Annotated in this window: 22 protein-coding genes and 1 other annotated feature; of the genes, 8 read left to right on the top strand and 14 right to left on the bottom strand. The window is 66.8% G+C overall.

Going from position 1 to position 25,457, the window contains the following annotated elements; translation table 11 throughout:
• Positions 1-103: 103 nt before the first annotated feature.
• Positions 104-550 carry a MarR family winged helix-turn-helix transcriptional regulator gene (locus RCI06_RS08660; RefSeq protein WP_101549911.1) on the bottom strand — a complete coding sequence of 149 codons (447 nt, stop codon included), beginning with the start codon at positions 548-550 and terminating at the stop codon, positions 104-106.
• A complete protein-coding gene (locus RCI06_RS08655) occupies positions 547-1,923 on the bottom strand; it encodes an MATE family efflux transporter (RefSeq protein ID WP_373690852.1) in 1,377 nt (458 codons plus the stop codon). The genes RCI06_RS08660 and RCI06_RS08655 overlap by 4 nt, the downstream gene beginning before the upstream one ends.
• 217 nt (positions 1,924-2,140) lie before the next feature.
• Positions 2,141-2,379 (top strand) — a binding site (T-box leader).
• Positions 2,380-2,428: 49 nt separating this feature from the next.
• On the opposite strand from RCI06_RS08655, the gene aspS reads away from it, so the two are divergent.
• Genes aspS through gatB form a run of 3 tightly spaced genes read left to right on the top strand, consistent with a single transcriptional unit; the run spans position 2,429 to position 7,407 of the window.
• On the top strand, positions 2,429-4,513 hold the full coding sequence (gene aspS / locus RCI06_RS08650) for an aspartate--tRNA ligase (protein ID WP_306575612.1): 2,085 nt from the start codon (positions 2,429-2,431) through the stop codon (positions 4,511-4,513).
• Positions 4,514-4,525: 12 nt separating this feature from the next.
• On the top strand, positions 4,526-5,983 hold the full coding sequence (gatA, locus tag RCI06_RS08645) for an Asp-tRNA(Asn)/Glu-tRNA(Gln) amidotransferase subunit GatA (RefSeq protein ID WP_306575609.1): 1,458 nt from the start codon (positions 4,526-4,528) through the stop codon (positions 5,981-5,983).
• Positions 5,980-7,407 (top strand): Asp-tRNA(Asn)/Glu-tRNA(Gln) amidotransferase subunit GatB, encoded by a 1,428-nt coding sequence (gene gatB, locus RCI06_RS08640; protein WP_306575606.1) that lies wholly within the window; start codon positions 5,980-5,982, stop codon positions 7,405-7,407. The genes gatA and gatB overlap by 4 nt, the downstream gene beginning before the upstream one ends.
• Before the next feature lie 56 nt (positions 7,408-7,463).
• On the opposite strand, the gene RCI06_RS08635 is transcribed toward gatB, so the two are convergent.
• Positions 7,464-8,108: a polymer-forming cytoskeletal protein gene (locus RCI06_RS08635; protein WP_158595696.1), complete on the bottom strand. Its 645-nt coding sequence runs from the start codon at positions 8,106-8,108 to the stop codon at positions 7,464-7,466.
• Positions 8,109-8,673: 565 nt separating this feature from the next.
• Between RCI06_RS08635 and RCI06_RS08630 the strand changes: the two genes are divergently transcribed.
• Positions 8,674-10,053, top strand: coding sequence for a hypothetical protein (locus RCI06_RS08630; RefSeq protein ID WP_306575604.1), 1,380 nt, complete (start codon positions 8,674-8,676; stop codon positions 10,051-10,053).
• A gap of 54 nt (positions 10,054-10,107) precedes the next feature.
• Here RCI06_RS08630 and RCI06_RS08625 read toward each other — a convergent pair whose 3' ends face one another.
• Together RCI06_RS08625 and RCI06_RS08620 are read right to left on the bottom strand one after the other, a co-directional pair.
• Positions 10,108-10,677, bottom strand: a complete 570-nt coding sequence (locus RCI06_RS08625) for a dipicolinate synthase subunit B (RefSeq protein WP_121587420.1) — start codon at positions 10,675-10,677, stop codon at positions 10,108-10,110.
• Positions 10,677-10,817, bottom strand: coding sequence for a hypothetical protein (locus RCI06_RS08620; protein WP_207654180.1), 141 nt, complete (start codon positions 10,815-10,817; stop codon positions 10,677-10,679). The genes RCI06_RS08625 and RCI06_RS08620 overlap by 1 nt, the downstream gene beginning before the upstream one ends.
• A 189-nt stretch (positions 10,818-11,006) precedes the next feature.
• Here RCI06_RS08620 and RCI06_RS08615 point away from each other — a divergent pair, with 189 nt between their 5' ends.
• From RCI06_RS08615 to RCI06_RS08605, 3 genes are read left to right on the top strand one after another with little or no spacing between them, the layout of a single operon-like run.
• Positions 11,007-11,597: a hypothetical protein gene (locus RCI06_RS08615; protein WP_288233800.1), complete on the top strand. Its 591-nt coding sequence runs from the start codon at positions 11,007-11,009 to the stop codon at positions 11,595-11,597.
• A 3-nt stretch (positions 11,598-11,600) separates the two neighbouring features.
• On the top strand, positions 11,601-11,963 hold the full coding sequence (locus RCI06_RS08610) for a prepilin-type N-terminal cleavage/methylation domain-containing protein (RefSeq protein ID WP_288233798.1): 363 nt from the start codon (positions 11,601-11,603) through the stop codon (positions 11,961-11,963).
• On the top strand, positions 11,960-12,448 hold the full coding sequence (locus tag RCI06_RS08605; RefSeq protein WP_288233796.1) for a type II secretion system protein J: 489 nt from the start codon (positions 11,960-11,962) through the stop codon (positions 12,446-12,448). Before RCI06_RS08610 ends, RCI06_RS08605 begins: the two co-directional genes overlap by 4 nt.
• Before the next feature lie 66 nt (positions 12,449-12,514).
• Here RCI06_RS08605 and RCI06_RS08600 read toward each other — a convergent pair whose 3' ends face one another.
• From RCI06_RS08600 to RCI06_RS08570, 7 genes are all read right to left on the bottom strand, one after another.
• Positions 12,515-18,532 (bottom strand): prepilin-type N-terminal cleavage/methylation domain-containing protein, encoded by a 6,018-nt coding sequence (locus tag RCI06_RS08600; RefSeq protein ID WP_306575601.1) that lies wholly within the window; start codon positions 18,530-18,532, stop codon positions 12,515-12,517.
• 37 nt (positions 18,533-18,569) lie between these two features.
• A complete protein-coding gene (locus RCI06_RS08595) occupies positions 18,570-18,974 on the bottom strand; it encodes a type II secretion system protein (protein ID WP_306575599.1) in 405 nt (134 codons plus the stop codon).
• A 29-nt stretch (positions 18,975-19,003) separates the two neighbouring features.
• On the bottom strand, positions 19,004-19,474 hold the full coding sequence (locus tag RCI06_RS08590) for a type II secretion system protein (protein ID WP_306575597.1): 471 nt from the start codon (positions 19,472-19,474) through the stop codon (positions 19,004-19,006).
• Between the two features lie 49 nt (positions 19,475-19,523).
• Positions 19,524-19,967 (bottom strand): type II secretion system protein, encoded by a 444-nt coding sequence (locus RCI06_RS08585; RefSeq protein ID WP_306575594.1) that lies wholly within the window; start codon positions 19,965-19,967, stop codon positions 19,524-19,526.
• Positions 19,968-20,101: 134 nt separating this feature from the next.
• Positions 20,102-20,482 (bottom strand): type II secretion system protein, encoded by a 381-nt coding sequence (locus RCI06_RS08580; RefSeq protein ID WP_306575591.1) that lies wholly within the window; start codon positions 20,480-20,482, stop codon positions 20,102-20,104.
• Positions 20,483-20,530: 48 nt separating this feature from the next.
• Positions 20,531-21,598 (bottom strand): type IV pilus twitching motility protein PilT, encoded by a 1,068-nt coding sequence (locus RCI06_RS08575; RefSeq protein WP_306575590.1) that lies wholly within the window; start codon positions 21,596-21,598, stop codon positions 20,531-20,533.
• 17 nt (positions 21,599-21,615) lie between these two features.
• Positions 21,616-23,301 (bottom strand): GspE/PulE family protein, encoded by a 1,686-nt coding sequence (locus RCI06_RS08570; RefSeq protein WP_101549879.1) that lies wholly within the window; start codon positions 23,299-23,301, stop codon positions 21,616-21,618.
• Positions 23,302-23,367: 66 nt separating this feature from the next.
• Between RCI06_RS08570 and RCI06_RS08565 the strand changes: the two genes are divergently transcribed.
• Positions 23,368-24,135, top strand: a complete 768-nt coding sequence (locus tag RCI06_RS08565) for an A24 family peptidase (protein ID WP_121587558.1) — start codon at positions 23,368-23,370, stop codon at positions 24,133-24,135.
• A 74-nt stretch (positions 24,136-24,209) separates the two neighbouring features.
• Here the strand turns inward: RCI06_RS08565 and gspM are convergent, their stop codons facing one another.
• Both gspM and RCI06_RS08555 read right to left on the bottom strand, forming a co-directional pair.
• Complete coding sequence (gene gspM / locus RCI06_RS08560) at positions 24,210-24,830, bottom strand: type II secretion system protein GspM (RefSeq protein ID WP_101549875.1); 621 nt, start codon at positions 24,828-24,830, stop codon at positions 24,210-24,212.
• Complete coding sequence (locus RCI06_RS08555) at positions 24,827-25,444, bottom strand: PilN domain-containing protein (protein WP_306575586.1); 618 nt, start codon at positions 25,442-25,444, stop codon at positions 24,827-24,829. The genes gspM and RCI06_RS08555 overlap by 4 nt, the downstream gene beginning before the upstream one ends.
• Positions 25,445-25,457: the final 13 nt, after the last annotated feature.

Below are 25,457 nucleotides of genomic sequence, written 5' to 3'. Positions count from 1 at the left end.
GGGGACCCGCGGGCCCCCCCCCCCCCCGGGGCTCCCTTACCCCCCCCAAAACCCCGGCGGCCCCCGGCCGGCCGGCCGCCCCCGCCGCTTTACATTCTGATTCTCATTTGGACGACCGCTGCCGGTCGATCTCATCGGCGAGGTTGCGTCGCATCCGGGCCACGAGGGCGGAGGCCTGCGCGATCTCCTCCCCGCTCAGTCCGCGGTAGAGCACCCCGTGCAGCTCATCGATGACCGCCTCCACCTGCGGGCGCAGCGCGAGCGCCCGCCCGGTGGGATAGAGGTGGTTGATCCGCCGGTCGTCGGGGTCGGTTTCCCGGCGCAGGAGCCCCGCGTCCTCCAGCGACTTCGCCACGCGGGCGGTTGTTCCCTTGTCAAACCCCCGCCCCACCGACAGCGCGTCCTGCGTCGTGCCGGGCATCTGGTAGACCTGCATCAGCACCGGGAGCTGCCCCACCTCGACCCCCAGGGGAGCGAGCCGGCAGGCGAAGAACCGCTGCCCGTAACGGTAGAGGATGGAGATATCCCGGTTGAGGCGCACCTTTTTCATGCCGCGCCTCCCTCCGCCTCCTCCTGCGCCTTGAGCTCACGGAGGACGGTGAAGCCGATCTGCACCGAGAGCAGGAAGGTGGCCAGATCGGAGAGCGGCTGGCTGAGCTGCACGCCGAGCACCCCGAAGAGCGGCGGCAGGACGAGGATGAGCGGCAGGAAGAAGAGCCCCTGCCGCGCCATGGCGAGGACGGTCGCCTTGGCGGCCTTGCCGATCGTCTGGCAGAGCATGTTGTTGATGATCACCCAGGACATGAGCGGGAAGGCCACGCACTGGAAGCGCAGCGCCCGCGCGCCGATCTCGACGACGAGCGCGTCCTCCCCGCGGAAGACCGCGATGATCCCGGGGGCGAAGATGAACCCGGCCACCGCCAGCACCGCCAGCACGACGACCGACACGCGCACGCAGAACCAGAATCCCTCGCGGACCCGCTTATAGAGCCTGGCCCCGTAATTGAAGCCGCACACCGGCTGGAAGCCCTGTCCGAAGCCGATGAGCGCGGAGGAAGCGAACATATTGACGCGGGAGACGATCGACATCGCGGCGATCGCCGCGTCGCCGTAGGGGCCCGCGGCGAGGTTGAGGCAGATGGTGGCGACGCTCGCCAGCCCCTGCCGCCAGAGGGAGGGCAGGCCGCCCCGCAGGATTTCGCGGTAAAGCTCCCAGCGGGGGGTGAAGTCCCGGAAATGGATGCGGATGTTCCCGCCCCGCGAACAGCCGACCAGCAGGATGCAGAAGCTCACAAACTGGCTGATGACCGTTGCGATCGCCGCCCCGGCGATGCCCATGTGGAAGACGAAGATAAACAGCGGATCCAGCGCGATGTTGAGGATGCCGCCCGCCGCGATGCCGACCATCGCGTAGGAGGCGCTGCCCTGGAAGCGCAGCTGGTTATTGAGGACGAGCGACGCGGTCATGTAGGACGCGCCGAGCAGGATGTACCGCGCGTAATCCCGCGCGTAGGGCAGGATCGTCTCGGTCGCGCCGAGCAGCCGCACGAGCGGGTCGAGGAAGATAAGGCCGAAGAGGGTGATGAGTCCGCCTACGATCAGCGCCGAGAAAAAACCGGTCGCGGACATGCGCGAGGCGTCCCGGAAATCCTGGCCGCCGAGGCTGCGGGCGATGTAGTTGCCCGAGCCCTGCCCGAACATGAACCCGATCGCCTGGATGACCGCCATCAGCGAAAAGACGACGCCCACCGCGCCGGTCGCGCTGGTGCCGATCCGGCCGACGAAAAAGGTGTCCGCCATGTTGTAGACCGAGGTGATCATCATGCTGATGATCGTGGGGACCGCCAGCGTCGTGATGAGCCGCGGAATGGGCGTCTGGGTCATTCTGGCGAATTTGTCCGCCTGATTCTGGTCGCTGTGCACGAAACCGCTTCCTTTCTTTCCCTCCCATTATATCAGGCGGAAAAATAGTTGTCAACGCAACCTTTCTGCCAGAAAAAGGAGGCCCGTCCCCCGAATTCCCCGCGGAAAAATTTCCGAAAAGGGATTGACAACGCGCTCCCATCCTGCTAGAATGGCCGTTATAAAAGCAACGGCGTTTTTACCACACGTTGGGAAGCGCCGTCTTTTTTTATAACTGCCAAAGACGATGACGGGAAGAGTAGCCCCGACGCCGCGTCACAGAGAGCCGGGAAAAGGTGGGAGCCCGGTACAAGGCACGGGAGGAAGAACATCCCCGAGTTTCCGACCGAACGCATTTTGCCGGTAGGCTCGGACGCCGGGCGGCGCGTTACAGCCGCAAACCATAGGTGAAAGAGTGGGGCGCCCCCGGCGCCCTATTTGGGTGGTACCGCGGAAGGAGCGCCTTTCGTCCCAAAATGAGGGACGAAGGGCGCTCCTTTTTCGTCCGATCTTTGGAGGGATCGCTATGAAACGAACCGATTACTGCGGCGCGCTGCGGGAAACCGACGTGGGCCGCGCCGCCGTCGTCATGGGCTGGGCGCAGAACAAGCGCGACATGGGCGGCGTCATCTTCATCGACCTGCGGGACCGCGAGGGAACGCTCCAGGTGGTGTTCGACGCGCAGAACCTTTCGCGGGAGGACTTTGCCGCGGCGGAGGGCCTGCGGGTCGAATCGGTGGTCGCGGTGCGGGGGGAGCTGCGTCCGCGCAGCGAGGAGACCCGCAACCCCCGGCTCGCCACCGGCGCCTTCGAGCTCTGCGCGCGCGGGATGGAGGTGCTTTCCGAGGCGCGGCCCCTGCCCTTCCCGCTCGAGGACGCGGCGAGCGTGCGGGAGGAGGTGCGGCTGCGCTACCGCTTCCTCGACCTGCGCCGCCCGGGGCTGCTCGAAAACCTGCGCTTTCGCGCACGGGTCGCGCGCCTCGTGAGCGACTTCCTCGAAAGCGAGGGGTTCCTCGCGGTGGAGACGCCGATGCTCACCAAATCCACACCCGAGGGGGCGCGCGACTACCTCGTGCCCAGCCGGGTGCACCAGGGGGAATTCTACGCGCTGCCCCAGTCGCCGCAGATCTTTAAGCAGCTCCTGATGGTCGCCGGCATCGACAGATACTATCAGATCGCGCGGTGCTTCCGCGACGAGGACCTGCGCGCCGACCGCCAGCCCGAGTTCACGCAGGTGGATATGGAGCTCTCCTTCGTCGACCAGGAGGATATCCTGCGGCACCTCGAGCGAATGTTCCGGCACCTCTTCCGGGAGGCGATGGGGATTGAGCTCCCCGCCCCCTTCCTCCGCCTCACCTGGCGGGAGGCGATGGACCGCTACGGCTCCGACAAGCCCGATCTGCGCTTCGGGCTGCCGATCGCCGACGTGACCGAGCTTGCGCGCGGCTGCGGCTTTTCGGTCTTCCGCAAGGCCGTGGAGGCGGGCGGCGTGGTGCGCGCCCTCAACGTCAAGGGACGCTGCGATTTTTCCCGCGGCACGATCGAAGAGCTCACCGAAAAAGCCCTCGCCTACGGCGCCGGGGGGATGGCGTGGATCGCCCTCCGGGAGGACGGAGAGCCCTACTCCGTCCTGACAAAATACTTCTCCAAGGCGGACTTTGCCGCGCTGCTCGACGCGGTGGACGGCAGGCCGGGCGACTTCATCCTCTTCTGCGCCGACCGCTTCTCCACCGTCTGCCGCACCCTCGGAGGCCTGCGGCTCGACCTCGCCGACCTGCTCGGCCTGCGCCGGGACTCCGGGGACTACAAATTCTGCTTCGTCACCGACTTTCCCCAGTTCGAGTATTCCGAGGAGGAGGGCCGCTACGTCGCGACCCACCACCCCTTTACGATGCCCTATCCCGAGGACCTCCCCTACCTGCTCACCGACCCCGCCCGGGTACGCGCGCAGGCCTACGATGTGGTGCTCAACGGCGTCGAGCTCGGAAGCGGCAGCATCCGCATCCACAACCGCGACGTTCAGAAACGGATGTTTGAGGCGCTCGGCTTCTCCGACGGGCAGATCGGGGAACGGTTCGGCTTTCTGGTCAACGCCTTCCAGTACGGCGCCCCGCCTCACGGCGGCTTCGCGTTCGGGCTCGACCGGCTGGTCATGCAGATGCTCGGGGCCCCCTCCCTGCGCGACGTGATCGCCTTCCCCAAGACGAAGGACGCCCGCTGCCCGCTCACCGGCGCGCCGGGCCCCGTCGACTCCGCGCAGCTCGACGCGCTCGGGCTGGCCGGCCTCCTCCGGGAGAGCGTGGACGCCCCCGCCAAGGCGCGGCGCAGCCAGGCCCGCGTCGACGTGGACGCGGCGGCAAGCCTCGCCCGCCTGCGGGTCGCGCCGGAGGAGCGGGAGGCGCTCGAACGGCAGATGGCCGAGCTCGTCGCCTTTGCCGGCCAGCTCGCGGAGGCGGACACCGAGGGGGTCCCGCCCGCCGGCCATGTGGTGCCGCTGGAAAACGTCTTCCGGCCGGACAGGGCCGGAACGCCCCTGCCGCGCGCGGACCTGCTCGCGGGCGCGCCCGAGACCTGGGACGGATGCTTCTTCGTCCCGCAGGTCGTGGAATGAGGAGGGAATGAAATGAAAGACCGGCAGATCACGCGGCTGAGCGCCGCAAAGCTTTCCGCGCTGCTCCGGAGGCGGGAGCTCTCCGCCGTCGAGGCGGCGGAGGCCTACCTCTCCGAGATCGAATCCCGCGACGCGGAGATCGGGGCCTACCTGGCCGTGACGGCGGACACGGCGCGCGCCCGCGCCGCTGCGGTGGACGCGGCGCGCCTGCGGGGTGAGGAGCTCCCGCCGCTGGCGGGCGTTCCGGTGGCGCTCAAGGACAACATCTGCACCCGCTTCGCGCCCACCACCTGCGCCTCCCGGATGCTCGAGGGCTTCACCCCGCCCTACGACGCGCACGTCGTCGAACGGCTGGAGGCCGGACGGATGGTACCGCTCGGCAAGTGCAACATGGATGAATTCGCGATGGGCTCGACCACCGAGAGCTCCTTCTTCCAGATCACCCGCAACCCCGCGGACCCCTCCCGCGTGCCGGGCGGCAGCTCGGGCGGCTCGGCGGCGGCGGTCGCCGCCTGTGAGGCCCCCTGCGCGCTCGGCTCGGACACGGGCGGCTCCATCCGCCAGCCCGCCGCCTTCTGCGGCGTGGTCGGCATGAAGCCGACCTACGGCGCCGTCTCCCGCTATGGGCTCGTCGCCTTTGCCTCCTCCCTCGACCAGATCGGGCCGCTCACCCGGACGGTGCGGGACTCCGCGCTGCTGCTCGACGTGATCGCCGGGCACGACCCGCGCGACGCGACCAGCCTTGCGCGGGAGTGGGGGAGCTTCGGCTCCCAACTCGGCCGGGAGGCCGGGGGTCTGCACGCCGCGCTCCCCGCGGAATTCTTTGGCGAGGGGATCGCCCCCGAGGTCTCCGACGCCGTCAAGGCCGCCGCCGCGCGGTATGAGCGTCTCGGCGTGCGTGTGGAGGAGGTCTCGCTGCCCACCCTGCGCCACGCCCTGCCCGCCTACTATGTGCTCTCCTCCGCCGAGGCGTCCTCCAACCTTGCCCGGTTCGACGGGGTGCGCTGCGGCTTTCGCGCCGAGGGCTGCCGCGACATCGGCGAGCTCTACCGGGAGAGCCGCAGTCAGGGATTCGGCGCGGAAGTCAAACGGCGCATCCTGCTCGGCAGCTTTGTGCTGAGCGCGGGGTATTACGACGCCTACTATAAGAAGGCGCTCGAGGTGCGCACCCTCGTCCAGCGGGATTTCGCGCGCGTCTTCGAGCGGTTCGACTTCCTGCTGGCCCCCGTCGCGCCCACCACGGCCTGCCGGCTCGGGGAAAAGCGGAACAGCCCGCTTGAGATGTACATGGGCGACGTGTGCACGGTGCCGGTCAACATCGCCGGTCTGCCCGCGCTGTCGATGCCCTGCGGGATCGGCGCGCGGGGGCTTCCCATCGGGATGCAGCTGATCGGGAGGCCGTTTTCCGAACAGCTCCTCTACCGCGCCGCCTACGCCTATGAACAGAGCGAGGGAGGGAAACAGCCATGAGCGCGCGCGATCGATATGAGATGGTCATCGGGCTCGAGGTCCACTGCGAGCTCAAAACCGCGTCCAAGATCTTCTGCTCCTGCCCCACCGCCTTCGGCGCGGAGCCGAACACCCAGTGTTGCCCCGTCTGCACCGGTATGCCGGGCGCGCTGCCCGTGCTCAACCGGCAGGCGGTCGCATACGCCGTCAAGGCGGGGCTCGCCACAAACTGCCGCATCGCTTCCCACTCCCGGCAGGACCGCAAGAACTACTTCTATCCCGACCTGCCCAAGGGCTACCAGATCTCACAGCTCGACCAGCCTCTCTGTGAAAACGGCTTTCTTGAGATCGAGACGGAGGCCGGCTCCAAGCGGATCGGCATCACCCGCATCCACATCGAGGAGGACGCGGGCAAGCTCGTGCACATCGAGGGGCAGGGCACCCTCGTCGACTGCAACCGCTGCGGGGTGCCGCTCATCGAGATCGTCTCGGAGCCCGACCTGCGCTCGGCGGAGGAGGCCAAGGCCTATCTGCGCAAGCTGCGCGCCGTCCTGCTCTACACCAGCGTCTCCGACTGCCGGATGAACGAGGGCTCGATGCGCTGCGACGTCAACCTCTCGGTGCGCAGGAGGGGGGAGGAAACCCTCGGCACCCGCACCGAGATGAAGAACCTCAACAGCTTCCAGTTCATCTCCAGGGCGATCGCATTTGAATTCGCGCGGCAGGTGGACGCGCTCGAGGCAGGGGAACCGGTCGTGCAGGAGACCCGCCGGTTCGACCAGGCGTCCGGCAGGACCCTTCCGATGCGCCGCAAGGAGGACGCCGACGACTACCGCTACTTTCCCGACCCCGACCTGCCGCCCATCGCCGTCTCCCGGGAGGAGCTCGACGCGCTGCGCGGGGAGATCCCGGCGCTGCCCGACGAGCGCAAGCGCAGGTACGTCGGGAGCTGGGGGCTCACCCCCTTTGCCGCCGAGCTGCTCACCCTCCGCAGGGAGGCGGCCGACTACTTCGAGGAAACCGCCGCGCTCACCCGCTTTCCCGCGCTCGCGGCGAACCTCATCCAGAGCGCCGCGGTCCCCCTGCTCGGGCCAGACGGCGGAAGCATCCCCCTGCCTCCCGCGCACATGGCCCAAATCGCCGACCTGCTCGGGGAGGGCGGGATCAACAGCGGCACCGCCCGCCGCCTCGTCCGTGAGCTGTGGGACACCGGCCGCGACCCACTCGAAACGGTGCGCGCGGAGGGGCTCGGACAGCTCAGCGACCGGGAGGCGCTCACCGTGCTGGCGCGCGAGGCGCTCGTCGAACTTCCCCGCGCCGCCGGCGACTACCGGAACGGCAGGACCGCCGCGCTCCAGTCCCTCGTCGGACGGGTGATGCGGAAGACGGCGGGGCGCGGCAACCCCGCCCTGCTTCAGGAGATCTTCCGCTCCCTGCTCGCATGAATGGCAAAAAAACGGGGCCCGTTCCGCATCCGGAACGGGCCCCGCGGATATTTTGCTCAGAGGTTTTCAAACGCCTTTTCGATCTCCTTGTCGCGGAGCACCTTGAGGGCGCCGTGGATGACCGCGCCCTGGTCGATGGTGACCAGCTCGGAGGTGACGTCGCCCAGCAGCATGGCATTCTGGTTGAAGACCGCCGCCTCCCGCGTCGTGACGTTGCCCTTGACGCGGCCGTTGATCGTGGCGCGCGCCGCGCCGATATCCCCGACCAGCACCGACTCCCCGTCCATCGTCAGGATGGCGGAGGCCGTGACGTTGCCCTGCACCCGGCAGGCCACCATCTCGATGTTGTTGCCCTGGACGTTCCCGGTCACCTGCCCGCAGATGCGGACGTTGCCCTTCGCGTCGATATCCCCCTTCATCTCACCGAGCATTTCGACATGCCCGTCCGACGAGATCGTGCCGGTGATCGACGTGCCCGCCGAAACGGTCGTCTTCTGCATCCCCTTGGCGGCGGGCGCCGGGCTCGCCGCGGGTTCCTCCGCCGCGGGCTCCTCCACGGCCGGGGCCTGGCGGCGGTCCTTTTTGCCGCCCTCGTTCACCGCCAGCATGCTGAACCCGCCGAAGGCCGACAGGGCCACCGGGGCGATCAGGCCGATGCCAAACAGGCTTTTCAGGGTCGCCAGCATCCGTTTTACACTCATGTTAACCATCCTCTCGTTTCCATTCTCAAACCCATGCCGGACAAGACCACCTCCGGCCGGTGGAAAACGCCCACGCGCGCCAGCCGCGAGCCGCTTCCGCGAGCCCGGCGCACCTTGATCAAATGTAACTTCATTATAGAATACTTTCCAAATTGTTGCAAGATGTTTAGAAATTTTTACCTATATTCATGCAACTTTTTCTGTTACCAGCCTAAAATTGTGAAGTTCGTCTTCCGGAAAGATCGATTTAACCGAACATTTTAGATATTTCGCGGAATTATTTTTGATCGAGTCGATCGGCGTTTTTTTAGTTTTGTGACTGAAAAAGGGAAGTTTTTGAGCCTTCCGGCCCCAAAAGACGCCCCGTCCGCCCTTTTGAGGACCGTCCCGCAGGCCGCCGCCCTCCGCCCGGCCGCCAAAACCGGCGCGGACGCGGCGGCACGGAAAATCCTCCTCCCGCCCGGCAAAACGCTCCGCCGTGACCTCCGGGTCCTTTTTCCATCTTGCGTCCCCCGCCGGCGGGAGGTATACTGAATTCAAATCGGATTGGATTGGGGGAACCGGAATGAAAAAGAGCGTTGCCCGCGCGGCGGGACTGTGCGCGGCCCTCCTGCTTTCGCTGGGCGGGTGCGCGCCGGCCCAGCCCGCGCCGCAGGAGGCGCCGGCGGCGGCCGCGGCGGAGGCGTCCGGGACGGAGGAAGAAGCGGCGGCTGTTTCCGCCGCACCAGAGGGCTATTGCGAGGTGCATATCGCCTTTCCGGACAACCGCGAGAGCGTCGGGACGGGCGAGGACCTGCGCGTGGACGAAAACGGCGACCTGCTCCCGCCCGCCCGGAGCGGCGCGGTGGATTACCGCGCGGAGGAGCTCGTCACCCTCGACCTGCTGCTCCCCGAGGGGTGGACCGCGCGGCTCCCCGCTGAAGGGGAGGGCACCTATGCGGAGATGCTCCGCGGGCCGGTCAACCTCTATCGCGGCGGGCAGTGCGTCGGCACCGTGGGGTACGACCGCTTTGACGACGAACCGATCGAGGCGTGGGAGGACTACGGCTTCGACGCGCCCCCGGCCGATTACCAGGGCTACTACCGCTGGCTGATGACCGGCGTTCGCACCTGGGACGACAGCTACACCCTTGTCGCGCAGACGGGACGGGCCGTCTCCGCGACCTGCCGGGTCCGCTATCCCGCGCGGCTTTTCGGGGACGGCGCGGACTACTATAACAAAGGCGTACTCTGCTGCGACCTCGACCTGCTCTACTTCACCGGCATCGAACTGCTCGACAGCGCCCTCACCGACGAACAGCTCCGCGTAATTGCCGACAGCATCAGGCTGTCGGCGGGCGAGCGTCCCTTCGGCCCGCCGCTGCCCGTCCCCTCCATCGAGACCCCGGCGGGCTTCCGGCAGGCGGAGGTGCTCTTTCCCGCCTATCAGGAGGGGAAAACCGACTACAACGCCGAAATCTATGAGCATTCTCCCTTCCGGCTGCGCATGGCGCTGCCCGAGGGCTGGACGGTCCGCAGGCCTGCGCGGGCGGAGGCGGCCGCGGACCTCTTCACCCCGATGGACCTCTATGACGGGGAGACCCGCGTCGGCAGCGTCGGCTACAGGACCTTCACCTTCGCCGGGCCGACGACCGGGGAAAACTTCCACCGCATGATCTACGGCCCGCTGATGCTCGGTTCGGTCGTCAACTGGGACAACGACTACACCCCCGTCACGATGACCGAGACGACCTGCACCGCGGCATGCCGGGTGATGCGCAAGGCGGACGGCCCCGAATGGGAGGCAGTCAGCATGGCGGACAGGCCCGAACGCTACAGCCCGGCCATCCTCTCCTACGATGAAAAGCTGCTCGTCTACGTGGCGTTCTCCTTCGAGGAGGGGCTCGTCACCGGCGAACAGCTCGACGGCATCGCGCGGACCATCCGGCTCCTGCCGGAACGGTGACGCCAAAAAGCCCCCGTCCGCCTGCGCGGACGGGGGCTTCATCGTTTCATCGGGTCACGCATAGACCGGCTGGAGCTGCTTTCCCGCGAGCGCGGCCTCGAGCGCCGCGCCCACCTTGTCGAAGTGCGCCACCACCGAGGTCGGCTTTTTGACCGGGTCGTCCTGCGACATCGGGACGAAATAGACGTTCTTGGCGTTCATCAGCACGCCGATGTTGCGCGCCGAACCGGAGAGCGCGTCGTTGGTCGACACCGCCAGCAAAAGCGGGTTCCCGTTGCGCAGATTCGATTTCGCGGCCATCGTCACGGGGGTGTCGTTCACACCGTTGGCGAGCTTGCCGAGGGTGTTGCCCGTGCAGGGGACGATCACCATCGCGTCGAGCAGGTTTTTCGGGCCGATCGGCTCGACCTCCTCGATCGTGTGCCACACCTTGCGGCCGCACGCCCGCTCGATCCGTTCGATCCAGTCGGCGGCCTTGCCGAAGCGGTTATCGGAGACGTAGGAAATCGGGGAGAGGATCGGGAACACGTCGTAGGTCCCCGCAAGCTCCTCCATCACCGGCAGCACCTTCGCCCAGGTACAGAAGGAACCGGTCATGGCAAAGCCCAGTTTTAATTTGTCCATCACAGCACCTCCTGTTCAGACAGGCAGTTGCCGATCGTGTCGAGGATGATCTCTCCGGCGGTGATCGGCGCGGTTTTTCCGGGCAGCGAAAGCGCCCAGATCGTTTTGATGCCGAGGTCGCCGGCGGCTTCAAGGTCCACCCCGGTAGAGCGCGCATTTGGATAGGGCGGGGAGTCGGGGTGGAGCGGACGTTTGCACTACCATTTTCTGTGCGGTTACACAAGTCCGGGCCCTGATTCTGGAAGGGATGCGCGGTTGAAAAAAGGCGCTGTTTCTGGTATGATGACAGGTAGGAACAGGGCAACTGAAACATACGGGGAGGCGGGGCCATGCGCACCGGAAACAAAAAGGGATACGTCCTGCTGACGGTCGTCTGCGTCTTCGCCTTTCTGTCGGCGCTCGGCTTCACCCTCCTGACGGCGGCGCTCGCGAACATGCAGAGCGCAGAGCGCAAGCTCGCCAGCGCGCAGACCGACGCCTACGCCGTCTCGCTGGCCGAATCGGTCAACGGCATGGTGGAGGCGGGGCGGTTCGAGCCGCTCGTATCGGGGTGGAAACAGGCCGCCGCGGCTTCCGCCAGCATCCCCGACGGCCGGGATTCGGTCTTTTTGCCGGGGAGAGGCGCGGCGAACGCCCTGGAATCGGAGGAGATCGCCGTCGCGGACCCGGCCGACCCCGGCGCGGACGGCCGGACGGTACGCATGGACGCCTCCTTCTGCCTTTCGGACGTCACCGTCCGCCGGGACCCCGCCGACCCGGACAACCGCAGCAAATATACTGCCTCCGGAACGCTCGAGGCCGATCTGGCCGTCACCTGCCAGCTTGACGGCCGGGAGGTGGTCATCCGGTTCCACAGCACCTTCGACGCGGCGGCGGACGCCGGGAAGTGGAAGCTGCGCCAGTTTGTAAAGGGGGACTGAGCCATGCGCCGGAAAATTGGGAAGCCGCTCCGGGATAAACGGGGCTTTACGCTGATCGAATCGGTGCTCGGCGTGCTGCTCTTCGCGCTCGTGATGACGGTCGTCGCGGCCCTCTTCGTCACCGCGTCGCGCATCACGATCCGCACCCAGCAGTCGGAAAACACGGTCAATCAGGTCATCGCCCTCTCGGAGGGGGCGGGCGCGGACCTCTCCGCGCCCTACGAGACGCGGGATTTCTCCCTCGTCAGCGGCGGAACGGTGAACGAGGAGCTACGGCTTGTGACCTACGAGGTATCAAACGGCGACGGGACGGTGCGCCTGAGCAAATTCGTCTACGCGCCCCCGGAAACGGGGGGAACGCCATGAGCCGCCTGCGCGCCCTGCTGCGGAAAAAAAGGGGCTTCACCCTCATCGAGATGATCGTGGCGATGACCGTCTCCGCCCTGCTGATGGCGGGGATCGCCGCGCTGCTGCCGAGCTTTGTGAAAATCCACGCGCACAGCATCGACCTCTCCTACGCGAAAAAGATCTCCAACAGCATCGAGGAGGCGCTTGGCAACGAGCTCTCCTTCGCCTCCCGCGTCTCCGTCTCGGCGGACGGCGCGGTCCTCACCTACACCGGCCGTCACGGGGAAAAGACGGTCGACGGGGACACCGACCCGCCGGTTGTCGAAGGGCTCGCCTACGACCCCGGCTACTACATGGGCCAGCAGGTCACCCTCCGCTTTTCCCTCGACGGGGAGGTCTGCACCGTCTCGATCGCCGTGCGCGACCGCACGGGCGGCAGCCTCTACAGCGCCGACAGGCCCATCCGGCTGCACGGGGTCCAGCCCGCCGCCTCCGAGCCGTGATCCGGACATGAAAAAAAGCGCCCCCGGGTTCCCACCATGTGGGAACCCGGGGGCGCTTCGCGCATTCTATGAGGCGGGCGGTTCCCCGCCCTCCGCGGGATCGTCCGGGACGGAGGACGGCTCCGGGGATGAGGACGCCTCCTCGGGCGGAGGCTCCACCGGGGCCGCTTCCTCGGAGGAGGACCCGGAGGGCCCGTCCTCGGACGGGCCTCCGGACGGATCATCCGCCGGAGGCGCCGCGTCCTCCCCCTCCGGGGTGGAAGCCTCGGGCGGGAGCGGATCGTCCGGCGGGACCTCTTCCTCCTCCATGACCGCGAGCGGCCACGGCAGGCTTTCCAGCGCCGCCCGCACCGCCGTGCGGTCGGTGAAGTCGGGCGCCGGGACGCCGTTTTCCTCAAAGAGGGCCGCCGTCAGCCGCCGGTCGGCGGGCGGTTCGTTCTCCGCGGGGCTGTCGGCCGGGGTGTAGACGGTCCCCGCGCCCACCGAGCGGATGCCGTCCGACGGATCGGCATAGTAGAAGCTGTCGGTGATGACCGCGTCGTCCGTCCGCTTCCCGGCAAGGCCGCCGCTCGAGGAGGCCCTGCCTTCCACCGCGCCGAGGTTGAGGCAGTCGTCCAGCGCCCCTTCGAGGCTCCCGACGAGGCCGCCGGTATTCGTATCGCCCCGCACCGCCGCCGTATTGTCACTGCTTTCCAGGGTGGACTTACCGTCGGCCGAGCCCGCGAGCCCGCCCGTCTGGCTGCCGCCCACCACCGCGCCGGTGTTGACGCTCTGCCAAAGGGCGCTGTTATCCACCTTGCCGGCGAGCCCGCCGGTATTGGCGCCGCCCGTGACGGGCGCGGTATTCCTGCTGTCCTCGAGGCGGGAGCCGGCCCGCAGGCTCCCCACGATCCCGCCGACGGTCCCGCCGTCCGCACGGACCTCCCCGCTGTTTATGCAGGTTTCGATCGTGCTTCCCACCGCCGCGCCGGCGATGCCGCCCGCGGTTCCGGGGCCTCCCGCCGCGCCCACGGGCGCGGAGTTGCGGCAGTTGACGAGCACGCTTCCGTCCGTCGCCTGCCCGGCGATGCCGCCCAGGCCCAGCGGGACGGCGGTGACCGCCCCGCGGTTGTCGCACTCCTCGATCCGGGTGGCGCCCGCGCCGCCCACGATGCCGCCCGTGTTTCCGTTTCCGGCGGTATTGCCGCTGTGGCGGACCTCCCCCTCGTTGATGCAGCGGATGATCTCCATCTTCGAGACGCCGCCTGCGATGCCGCCGACGCTGTTCTGCGAGCTCTTACCGTTCGCGGGAAGCTCGACAAGCCCCCGGTTCACGCAGTCGAGGATGCGCGTGCCGCTGCTCTGCTGGGTCCCGCCGAGAATGCCGCCCGCGTTGCGTTCAGCGCTTGAGACCTTCCCGCGGTTCTCGCAGTATTGGATGACGATGGCGTTTTCCTTATTTTCGCCGACGATGCCGCCGACGTTATAGCTCTCGCTGTGCACCGTCGCGGTGTTGACCACCGGGCGGTCCGGCTCGCCCGAAATGCCGACGCGCGCCTCTCCGGCGATCCCGCCGACCCGGATGCCGGTGCCGTTGACTGTGAAGTTTTCGCCGTTTTCGTACTGGCGGAGGCTCCCCGTCTGCAGGTAGCCGACCAGCCCGCCAACCGAGCTGCCGCCGCTCACCCTGACCGGCTGGACGGCGGGGACGGCGTTGTCCTTGAGGGAGCCGTTGTTGGTGCCGACCAGCCCACCGACATAGTTGCCCTCCCCCTTGACCGTGAGGCCGCCCTCGGGCGGGTCGAGCACGCAGGATTCCACCGCGCCGTCGGTATCGACAGAGCTTCCGCTGCTGCCGACCAGCCCGCCCGCGTTGGAGGTCCCGTTCGAGGCCTTCCCCGCCGAGACATAGCCGCCGCGCATGGTGCAGAAGCTGACCGTCCCGCGGCTCGACCCGGCGATCCCGCCCGCCGCGCTGGCGGAGGCGGTCACGTCCGCGCCGCTCTCGCAGTTGGTGATCTCCTTGCGGCTGTCGTGGCTGCCGGCGATGCCGCCCACGTAGGAGCCGCCCTCGACCGACTTGCCTTCGTTCGTGCAGCCCTCGATCGTCGCCTGGTTTTTTCCGACGATGCCGCCCGTCGCGTCCCCGCCGAAGATATCCCCTTCATTCCGGCAGTCCCTGATCCGCACCGCCGTGTTCTCCGTCTGGCCCGCGATGCCGTCAACATATTTCCCCTTGCTCTCGATATCGCCGTAGTTGGCGCAGTTCTCCACTGTGACGTCCCCGCGCGCGCCGCCGAGGATGCCGCCCGTCTTGTCGGGGTCCCCGGTGTCGGTGAGGTCGGCATAGTTGTAGCATTCGGTCACGGTGACCGCCGTGCTTCCTCCGGGCGAGGAGTAGCCCGCCACGCCGCCGAGGCCGCTCCCGGCGTTCCAGAGGCGGGGCTGGCCCCCGTCGTCCGGGTCGAGGTCCTCAAAGCCGTTGAAGCAGTTTTCAATCCTGCCGCCGTCCATGCGGCCCACGACGCCGCCCACATAGGAGCCGCCGGTATATTCGCTGCCGACCGTGCCCTCGTTGGAGCAGTCCGACAGCGTGCCCGCGCGCACATAGCCCGCGACGCCGCCCAGATAGTTCGCGCCCGCGCCCTTCCCCGGGTTCTCGACGAGCCCCGCGTTGACGCCGTTCCCGGCGTAGGCGCCGCTCTCCATGACGCCGGCCACCCCGCCGAAATAGTTCCCGCCGAGGCCGGAGACCCTGCCCTCGTTGCGGCAGCCCTCGAGCGACTGGTCCGAACGCCCCGCGACGCCGCCCGCCGCCTCGCCGTCCGCCTGCACGAGCCCCCGGTTGACGCACTCGGTCAGGCCGGCATGGGTGTAGCCGACGACGCCGCCGACATTGCCCGCGCCGCTGACAAACGCTGCGTTTTCCAGCCCGGTATGGGCCTGGCTTCCCTCCAGCCCAACATAGCCGCCCGCGTTTTTGCCCGACGCGAGCACCTTGAGCAGCCCGGACACGTCCACCGATTCGCCCGGCGCCAGCAGGTTGGCCGCGCGTCTGTCCGGGCCGTTCCGGGTGCCGCTGATCAGGCCGGAACCGGTGTTCCAGCCCACGACGCCGCCCACGTTCTCCACGCCCTGCACGATGCCGTTCGCGGCGGAAAATTCCGCGAAATCGCAGTCGGAAACCGTGCCGGTATTTTTGCCCGCGATGCCGCCGACCTGTTTTTCGCCAAAGACGCTGCCCGCGAGGGTGCAGCCGGAGATCTCCCCGGCGTTCTCCCCGGCGATGCCGCCCACGGCCTGCCCGTAGAGGGCGTTCGCGGGCAGGGCTTCCCACCTGCCGGGGGCCTCGGAGACGCCCGCGCCGTTATAGAGCGCGGCGCTGTTTTTGCTCTCCTCGATGCGGCCTCCCGCGGCGTTCAGCCCAGCGATGCCGCCGATCTGCCCGATCGCTGCGCCGCCCGAGACGGGATACCCCCGCACGAGTCCCTTGTTCTCGCTGCCGGTAATCGTGAGCCGGTTGCTCCCCACGAGACCGCCGACCCGCTGTCCGCCCAGGACGTTCGCCTCGTTCACAAGGCCGCCGGGCGCAAAGTCGCAGCCGCCGAAGAGGCCGCCCACGTCCGCGCCGCCCGAAACGTCGCCGACGCTGCGCACCGTCCCCGAGAGGGCGAGCCCCTCCGCGTACCCGGCGACGCCGCCCGCGTAGCTTCCGCCGGCGGCCAGCGTGCGGCTGACCGCCGTCTGGAGCGCGCCGCCCCGCATCGCGCCGAACAGGCCGCCGGCATAGCTGCCGCCGCCCGTGAGGGTGTAGTCGAGGACCAGGCGGCCGTCCGCCGCGCCGCCGAAATGGGGATTTACCTTCGCGGAGAGCCCCGTCCCGGCGTAGACCACGGCGCCCGCGGACACCGTCCGGTAGCTGCCGCCGATGCTCTCCCCGACGAGGCCGCCGACATAGCTCCCCGTCCCGGTCACCCGCGAAAGCGCGGAGAAATCCGCGCTTTCGCCCGAGATATCCGGTTTGGCGGGCGGGATCTCGGTGGGCTCCACCGGGTCGGGCGGCTTCTGGCCCACCTCTCCCAAATCCGCCCACTGGGGCGGCCGGGCGGCCCACTCAGGGTGGTAGTTGCTGCCGCTCATCGCCACACAGATCCAGTAATGCCCCTGGTAGATCACCTGTTCTCCGGACGCATACCGCCTCTCCTCCCAGTCGGGCCACTCCCCGTCCGGGTCGGGCGCGGGCATCGGGAACCACGGTGTCTCCGGCGTACCCGGAACCACGCCCGCGGGAATCTGATCGTCGGCGCAGATATACCAGCGCCCCTGATCGGTCACCACCGCGCCGAGGCGGTAGATCTTGCCCGCCTGCCACTCCTCCACATTGGAAAAGCTTACGCCGCCAGCCCGCCGGGGCTGCCAGTCGGGGATTTTTTCCCAGTAGCCCTCCGCCTTTTTGTTCTGGGGCGGGACTTCGCGCAGCTCCTCGTTCAGGTCCTTTATGCAGCGGTAGTAGGTATTTCCATGCTTGACGATATCCCCCGCCAGATAGGCAAATCCGTTTTCCCAGCGGTCGCCCGGCGTGGGGCGGTCGGACGGGGTGTCCCCGCCGCCCGAGCCTCCCGAACCGCCCGCATCGTAAATCGGCTCTCCACGGCTGCGCAGGTGGCAGTCCTCCATCCGCGCGTCGGTCGCCCGGCCCGCGAACGCGCCCACATGGTCCGCGCCCGCGACGCGCGCATCCTCCAGGATGAGGCGCTCCAGGTCCGCGCCCGAAAGCTCGGCAAACAGCCCCACGAAACTCGTCCGGGGACTCTGCGCCGGGTTCTTTTTGCCCGCGTCCTCCCACGCGGGATCGATCGTCAGGCCGGTGATCACGCCGTGAGTCCCCCCGTCCGGGGGCGCGGTCTTATAAGCCCCCGTGAACGCCTCCCCGTCGGGGAACCGTGTGGGGACGAAGTTTAAATCATTCGGCGAGCGGTAGTCGTTTTCCGCGGCCTGCCAGTCGATGACCGCCGAGGTCTGCAAAAAGGTGCTCCCGCTCGGCGCGTAGCGCATGTTGTTGAGATGCCGGGCGTTTTTGATCTCGTAGAGCGTCATACCGCCCGGCGCGCTCTCCCCCGCGAAATGGGAGTGTTCCTCGTTGGACCGCCCGGCCGCGTCCTCCGCGCCCGGGGCTTTGGCGACCACCTCCGCGGTGATCAGTCCCGGACGGATGCCCGGATACCGGCTCACGCTGTGGTGCAGGCAATCGAGCACCACGATCAGCCTGCCGCTCAGCGGGTCCTTATAGAGGATGCTGCCGTTGGTGGGGGTGTCCTCCGCCACGGATACGTCCGCGACCTGGAGCTTGAAGAGGTTGGGCAGGCTGGGGAGCTCCAGCACCTGCGCGCCGTCCTGGTAGACGCGCAGGTCGTAGGTGACCGACTCGTCGTAGGGCACGGGGGTCACGTCGTTCCATTCGACGGTGAGGCGTTCCCCGTTTTCGATCCGCACGGTCGGCGCCTCGAGCGTCATCGCGCCGCCCAGCTCGCCGGTGTAGTCCACGCCGTAGTAGCCCTGCCGCTTGCGCTTCAGGTCGTCGCGGCTGCGGCTGACGACGTTCGCCCCGTCGGTCTCCGCGCCCTCGTAGCCGAGCGCCCCCGCCTGCTCGCTGTAAAAGACCGCCCGGACGACGCCGGTGGTCCGGTTGTATTCGATCAGAATGGAATTCTCGAGCACCCCGGCGTCCGCCAGATAGGGGCGCAGCACCTTGTCGAGAACGGGGTCTCCGCCGCCCGCCCTGCTGATGCGCAGCGCGCGGATGTTGTTCCGGTTCTTCTCGAGCTCCTCCGCGCCCGGAGTAGGCTTCACGTCCGCGTCGAGGTCCACCTCCCGGCTCTCGGTGTTCAGCTCGTCGAAGAGACTGGTGCCGCGCGCGTTGGTAAACGCCTCCTGCGCGGACAGAAAAATCGTCCGCGCGCTCTGGTTGAGCCGCACCGACTCTGCGCTGCGGTACCACGCCAGAAAGGAAGGCGTCACAACGGCCAGCAGGACGCCGATCACGGCAATGACCACGACCATCTCCACGAGGGTGAACCCGCGCCTGTAATTTTGTTTTCCGCGCATCGGTTCATCCCCCCCTGCAAACTCCCGGGCAGTGCGCTCAGCTCCCGTACGTTCCGATGGCGCCGTCCGGCATGGTGCACACCGCGCCGGCGGCCCCCCAGTTTTCCACGAACACCGTGTAGAAATCGGGAAGCCCGCCCGTCAGGTAGCCGTCGAGCGGCCCCGCCTCCCCGGCGAGCTTTTTGACAAATTCGCCGTCGCCGTCATCGTCGATGTTGACGCCGTTTTCCGCCGACTGGTGTTCTCCCAGCATTTTCTCCGCCAGCCACGCATCCGCCGCCGTACAGAGGGACTTTGCCGCCGCGTCGGCGCGCGCCTGCTTCGCGGTCGCGACGTATCGCGTCACCAGCGGCGCGGCCAGCGCGATCAGCACCGCGATGATCGCGATCACCACAATCATTTCGATGAGCGTAAAGCCCGCCCGGCCGGTTTTGCGTTTCATGGCCTGTTCTCCTTTAAATGAAAGTGCTTTTAAGCGAATCCATCCCTCCAATCAAAGTCGTCCGGATAGGCATACGTTTCCGAACCTACAAAAACTGTCGCGCCCAGAATTTCAAAATTCTTGACATGTACAAACCACTGGTCGCAGCTGATTTCTTTATCTAAATAGTCGCCCAGATATATATCTCCTTGGGACTCCATACTGCTGGACATCCAAAAAAAACCGTTTCCAAAAATGGTTAGCTCATTAACCCCATAGCGTTTATCATCCACGGCATCCTTACAGTCCGCACAACCATTGAGCATCACCTCGGCGACATAGGCCTGCCCGGCCGTATAAAGCTCCTTGGCCGCCGCCTTGTACCTCAGTTCCTTGGCGTTCGTGATATACCGGGTCATCAGCGGCGCGACCAGCGCGATCAATACCGCGATAATCGCGATCACCACAATCATCTCGATCAGCGTAAACCCCCTGCGTCTGCGGTTCTTCGTCTTATTCAAGTCAGCCACTCCTCTCCCGTTGATGTCAAAAGGTGTTTCTAAGTTTTATTTAACCGTCGCCATAGGGGTCAAAGCCCGCAGGATAGCCGTAGCACTTATCCCCGTCCACGATGACCGCGCCTTCGACGTTAAAATCCGTGACGATTACCGCCCACGTCTGCCCCGGGACGTCTCCGTCCAGATATTCCCCCAACCGCACGGTGCCCTGATCTGTGTTGTTGAAGTTGCCGTCGCCATTCTTGGAGAGCTCGTTGTAATTCGGGTCGCCGTCAACGCAGTTCTCCAGCCCGTTCAGCAGTTCTTCGGCGATATACGCCTGCGCGGCGGTATAGAGCTGTTTGGCGGCGGCCCTGTACCGGGTTTCCTTCGCGGTGGCGATATACTTCGTCATCAGCGGCGCGACCAGCGCGATCAATACCGCGATGATCGCGATCACCACGATCATCTCAATGAGCGTAAAACCCGCCCTGCCCTTTTGTTTTTGCGCCGCCATGCTCATCATCCTTTCCCTGGCCGTCTGCTCCGGAAAGGGGCTTTCCGCGGGAAAGCCCCTTCTCCGCAAAAGACGGGGAACCAAACCCCGGGAAACCCGGGGTTTGGTTCTTCTGTCAACGCTAAAATGTCTGATCAGGTACTAGCTTTCAGCGGGTAGTTGCCGGTGTAACCATCAACCACAATCTCCACACTCTTGACTTCGCCCTTCGTAACCACGATCGTGGGATCGCCGGAAGGCGCGTTGTCAAGGAATTTTTTGACTTCAGCTTCGTCCACACTATTAATGGAGTCCGCGTCCACGCCGTCGAGCACCTGCTCAGCGACATAGGCCTGCGCGGCGGTATAGAGGGACTTCGCCGCGGCGTCGGCCTTGGTCTGCTTGGCGGTGCCGATGTACCGGGTCATCAGGGGCGCGACAAGCGCGATCAGCACGGCGATGATCGCGATGACGACGATCATCTCAATGAGGGTAAAGCCTTTTTTGCGGGTTTTGGTGAGATACTTTTGAAACATCTCTGGTTCCTCCTTTAATAAAATACAATCTATAAAACCTTGTGGGTTTTAACCTTCTGAAAGCCCGACGAGCCGCCGGAAAAGCTCCCGGTCGGTGCAGCGGTCGAGCGCGTCCTCCAGGCTCACCTGCCGCTCCCGGCAGAGCTGCGCGAGGGAGGCGTCCATCGAGAACATCCCCTGCTTGACGCCCGTCTGGAGGACCGAGGCGATCTGGTGGCCCTTGTTCTCGCGGATGATGCTGGCCACCGCGTCGTTGACGAGCAGCACCTCGAACGCCGCGACGCGCCCGCTTCCGCCGACGCGCGGCAGAAGCTGCTGCGATACGACCGCCCGCAGCACCGACGCGAGCTGGGTCCGGATCTGCTGCTGTTGGTAGGGCGGGAACACGTCGACGATCCGGTCGATCGTGGCCGCCGCGCCGGTCGTGTGCAGCGTGGAAAAGACGAGATGCCCCGTCTCGGCGGCGGTGACCGCCGCGGAAATCGTCTCAAGGTCGCGCATCTCTCCGACGAGGATGACGTCCGGGTCCTCCCGCAGCGCGCTGCGCAGCGCCTGCGCGAAATTCGGCGCGTCCCGGCCGATCTCCCGCTGGTTCACCATGCAGCGCTTGTGCGGGTGCAGGTATTCCACCGGGTCCTCGATCGTCAGGATGTGCCCGCTGCGGGTCCGGTTCACCTGGTCGAGCATCGCCGCCAGCGTGGTGGACTTGCCGCTGCCCGTCGGTCCGGTCACGAGCACCAGCCCGCGCGGGAACCCGGCCATCCGTTCAAACACCTTCGGCAGCCCGAGGCTTTCGATGGTGGGCAGCTCCTCCTGCAAAAGGCGGATCGCGGCGGCCAGGCCGCCGTTCTGGTGGTAGAGGTTCACGCGGTAGCGCCGCCCGGTTTCGTCGTGGTAGCAGAAATCCGCGTCGTCCGTCCCCGGCCCGAAGGAGATTCCCTCCCTGCCGCAGAGTTCGCCGATCAGCGCCTCTACCGCGTCCTCCTCGAGGACGGGCGCGTCGGGCAGCGGCCGCAGGGACCCGTTCTGGCGCATGATGGGGGGCAGTTCCTTCGTCAGGTGGAGGTCGGAGCCGTCAAAGGCTCTCGCCCTCCCCAGATATTCATCGATTTGCATGGGCATCCCCTCCCGGTTCATTCAATGTTGTAGGTGACGCGGAGGTACTCCGCGAGGGTGGTTTTCCCCTCCCGCACGAGGTCCGCGAGGTTATCCTTGAGGAAGCGCCCGCCCGAGGCGCGGATGGACTCCCGGAACTCCTGGACCGACGCGCGCTGCACGACGAGCTGGCTCAGCTCGTGGCGCATCGGCACGACCTCATGGATGGCCGTCCGCCCGAAATATCCCGTAAAGTTGCAGTGCGCGCAGCCGCTCCCGCGGTAAAAGGCCTTCGGCCGCGGCCCCTCCCAAAGGGAGAGCTCCTTCTCGTCCGGTTCGTATTCCCGTTTGCAGTGGGGGCAGACCAGCCGCACCAGCCGCTGGGAGATGACCCCCACCACCGCCGAAGCGACGATATAGGGTTCCACGCCCATGTCCACGAGGCGCATGAAGGTCGACGCGGCGTCGTTCGTATGGATGGTGGTGAGCACGCGGTGGCCGGTGATCGCCGCGCGCGCGGCGATGCGTGCGGTCTCCACGTCGCGGATCTCACCGATCATGATGACATCCGGGTCCTGCCGGAGGATCGAGCGCAGGCCGGAGGCGAAGGTGAGCCCCGCCTTCGGGTTGATCTGCACCTGGCTGATGCCGTCGACCAGCTTTTCCACCGGGTCCTCGATCGTCACGACGTTCACGTTCGGCGTCGAGAGCTGGTGGAGGACCGCGTAGATCGTGGTCGACTTGCCGCTGCCCGTCGGGCCCGTCACGAGGATGATCCCGTTGGGGTTGCGCATCACTTCCTCCAGGCGCGCGTAGTTGTCCGCCGAGATGCCCGTGTCCCGCACGTCGACGATATCGAGGGTGTTGTCCCCCATGATGCGCAGCACCGCTTTTTCGCCGTAGACGGTGGGCAGGGTGGAAACACGCAGGTTGACCGCCTTGCCGTCCACGTCGGCGGAGAAGCGGCCGTCCTGCGGCACGCGGCGCTCGCCGATGTCGATGCCCGAAAGGATCTTCAGGCGGGTGATCAAGGAAACGTGCACCGACGAGTTTAGGAGCATCGCCTCGATCAGCTCGCCGTCCACGCGGAAGCGCACGCTGACGTTCTGCTTGCCCGGCTCGACGTGGATGTCCGAGGCGCGCATGTGGTAGGCCTGCGCCACGATTGAATTGAGCAGCCTCACGACCGGCGCGCTCTCGACCCGTTCGAGCATGTCGCTGTAGTCCTCGCCCCGGGCGGGGTCGGCCACGTCCTCGTATTCGCGGTTGAACTCCTCCAGCGCCGACTCCGCGCCCTGCTGGGCATAGCAGCGGTGGATCGCGTCGTTGAGGTCCCGCTTGGTGGCGAGCACCGGGACGATCTGCATGCCGGTGACGAGCCCCAGCTCCCCGAACGCGTAGAAGTCGAGGGGGTTGTTGGTGGCGACGGTCAGCTCCCCGCCCTGCACCCGCAGGGGGATGAGCGAATATTTCTGGGCGAGCTCGCGCGGCACCAGCTGCACCGCCGCCCGGTCGATCCGCTCCTCCTGCAGGTCCACGAAGGGGACCTCCAGCCGCTGCTGGAGCGCGAGCATGAGGTTGTGCTCGGTGACGTAGCCGTTTTCCACGAGCAGGTCGCCCAGGCGGCCGCCCTTTTCCTTTTGGAGCGCGAGGGCCTCGTCCAGTTTTTCTGGGGTCAGGAATCCGGCCTCGACCAGGACCTGTCCCAACGGTAGGTTTTTCAAAGGCGCACTTCCTTTTCCGCCGGATTTGTGATAAAGTAGCGGTAACGCCGCCAGGGAGGGATCGTCTTGCTTTGGTTATTTGAACGGCTGCCCGCCGCGCTCGCCCTGTTGTTCGGGCTGGTGGTCGGCAGCTTCCTGAATGTCTGCATCTACCGCATCCCGCTTGGGATCTCGGTCGCGAAGGGGCGCTCCTTCTGCCCCGCCTGCGGGGAGAAGATCGCATGGTACGACAACGTCCCCCTGCTGAGCTTTCTTGTGCTGCGCGGCCGCTGCCGGCGCTGCGGGGACCGGATTTCTCCGCGGTATCCCGCCGTGGAGGCCGCCAACGCCCTGCTGTGGCTCCTCTGTTACCTGAGCCACGGGTACTCCGCCAAGACGCTCCTGCTCTGCCTCGCGCTCTCCGCGCTGCTCGTGGCGGCGATGATCGACCGTGACACGGGGATCATCCCCGACCGCATCTCCGTCTTTCTCGCGGCGCTGGCCTGCTGCTCCCTCTTCGCCCCGGGGTTTCCTTCCCCGCTCGCGCGGCTGGGCGGCGCGCTCTGCGTGAGCGTGCCCATGCTGCTCGCCGCGCTCCTCTGGGAGGGATTCGGCGGGGGCGACATCAAGCTGTGCGCCGCCTTCGGCCTGCTCGCGGGCTGGCGGCTTTCGCTGCTCGCCATCCTCTTCGCGTCGGTCTCCGGCGCGGCGTGGGCCGTCTTCCTGCTCCTGCGCAGGGGCGCCGGACGGAAGACCGCCTTCCCCTTCGGGCCCTTCCTCGCGGCGGGCATGGGGCTGTCGCTCCTCTGGGGAGAGGAGCTCGTCGGCTGGTACCTGTCTCTCTTCCTGCTTTAAGGGCGGCGGCAGGCGGGCGTTGCTGCGCCTTTTGAAGGCGCAGCACAAAGCGGGGCCCCGCTTTGGCCTGCCGGTCAGGCGAAGCCGAGGTCCTCCTCCGGCATGCGCACCCCGTAGATCCGCACGGTCGCGGAGACGCGCGCCTCGTCGCCATAGTCGTTTTCCGAATTGAAATCGATCTGCAGGTGCTCCACCCGCAGGCAGAAGCTCTTTTCATTGAGCGCGTCCACGAACGCCTTGGCGTCCTCATAGCCTCCCGTTGCCAGCAGGTTCACCTCGCTGAGCATCAGGAGGCTTTCTTCTTCGCCCTCCTCCTGCGAGCCCGCCGCCTCGGGGAGGATCTCCGCCTCCCGCACCGTGCGGTAGGGGGAGATCTGCAAATTCTGCACATGCAGGCCGTGTTCCTCCATCAGGCCGTTGAGGATGTTGTCGATCGTGTAGCTGTTGAGGATGCTGTGGAAGGAGCCGTAGTTGTCCTCCGCCTCCCGCGCCGCCTGCCGGTACTGCTTGGCGAGCTTGCCGTCGCGGAGGATCTCCTCCATCTCCGCCCGTTCGGCGGAGACCTCCTGCAGGCGCTGCTGCTCTTCGAGCAGCTTTTCATGGAGCGGCATCATGCCGAACCGGAAGATGCACACGGCCACGATCACCACCGCCAGCAGGAAGAGCAGCCGCTTTTCCCGTTTCGTGAGCGTCATGGCGCCGCCTCCTCTCCCGCCGGATTCCACAGCCTGCAGGTGACGGTGAAGGCGTAGACGCCGCCGTCATGCACCTTGCGGTACTGGAAGCCCGAATAGCCGACCTCCTCGAACACGCCCGCGCCGGTGAGGTTTTCGGCGTATCTGGCGGGCGCGTCCTTGTCGGCGGAGACGCAGGCGATCTCCATCGTGTCGCCGTCGAAGGTGTACCGCTCGACCGTCACGTTGGAGGGGCGCTGCGCCTCCACCTGGTCGAAATCCACCGAGGAGAGCCGCCGCGTCCCCTCGAGCACCTCTATGTACCGTTCGCTCTTCTGGTTGTAGCGCATGAGCGCGTCCCGGGAGGCGCGCATCTGCGCCCGCTCCCCGAACTTTTCCGCGTTGGCCGGCGCGGCGAGGTAGTCCTCGTTGCGGGAGATCTCCTCCTTCAGGTCGGAGATCTGCCAGGAGACCAGCGTCCCGTGGACGCCGGCCGCCACGGCCAGTATGACGGCCGCGCCGCCGATCAGCAGCAGCGACCGCCGGCGGGCGCTGCCCCGGCCCCGGTGCTCCTGCCGCCTGAGCGCGGCAAAAAAGTCGATATCCCGTTTTTTTGGAACCTGACGGACCCGCAAGCGCGCCGCCCCC

It is taken from the genome of Anaerotruncus massiliensis (ex Togo et al. 2026) (genome assembly GCF_030825285.1).
In the GTDB taxonomy this organism is placed as follows: Bacteria; Bacillota; Clostridia; order Oscillospirales; family Ruminococcaceae; genus Anaerotruncus; species Anaerotruncus massiliensis.
This window is presented reverse-complemented; position numbering and strand designations above follow the sequence as displayed.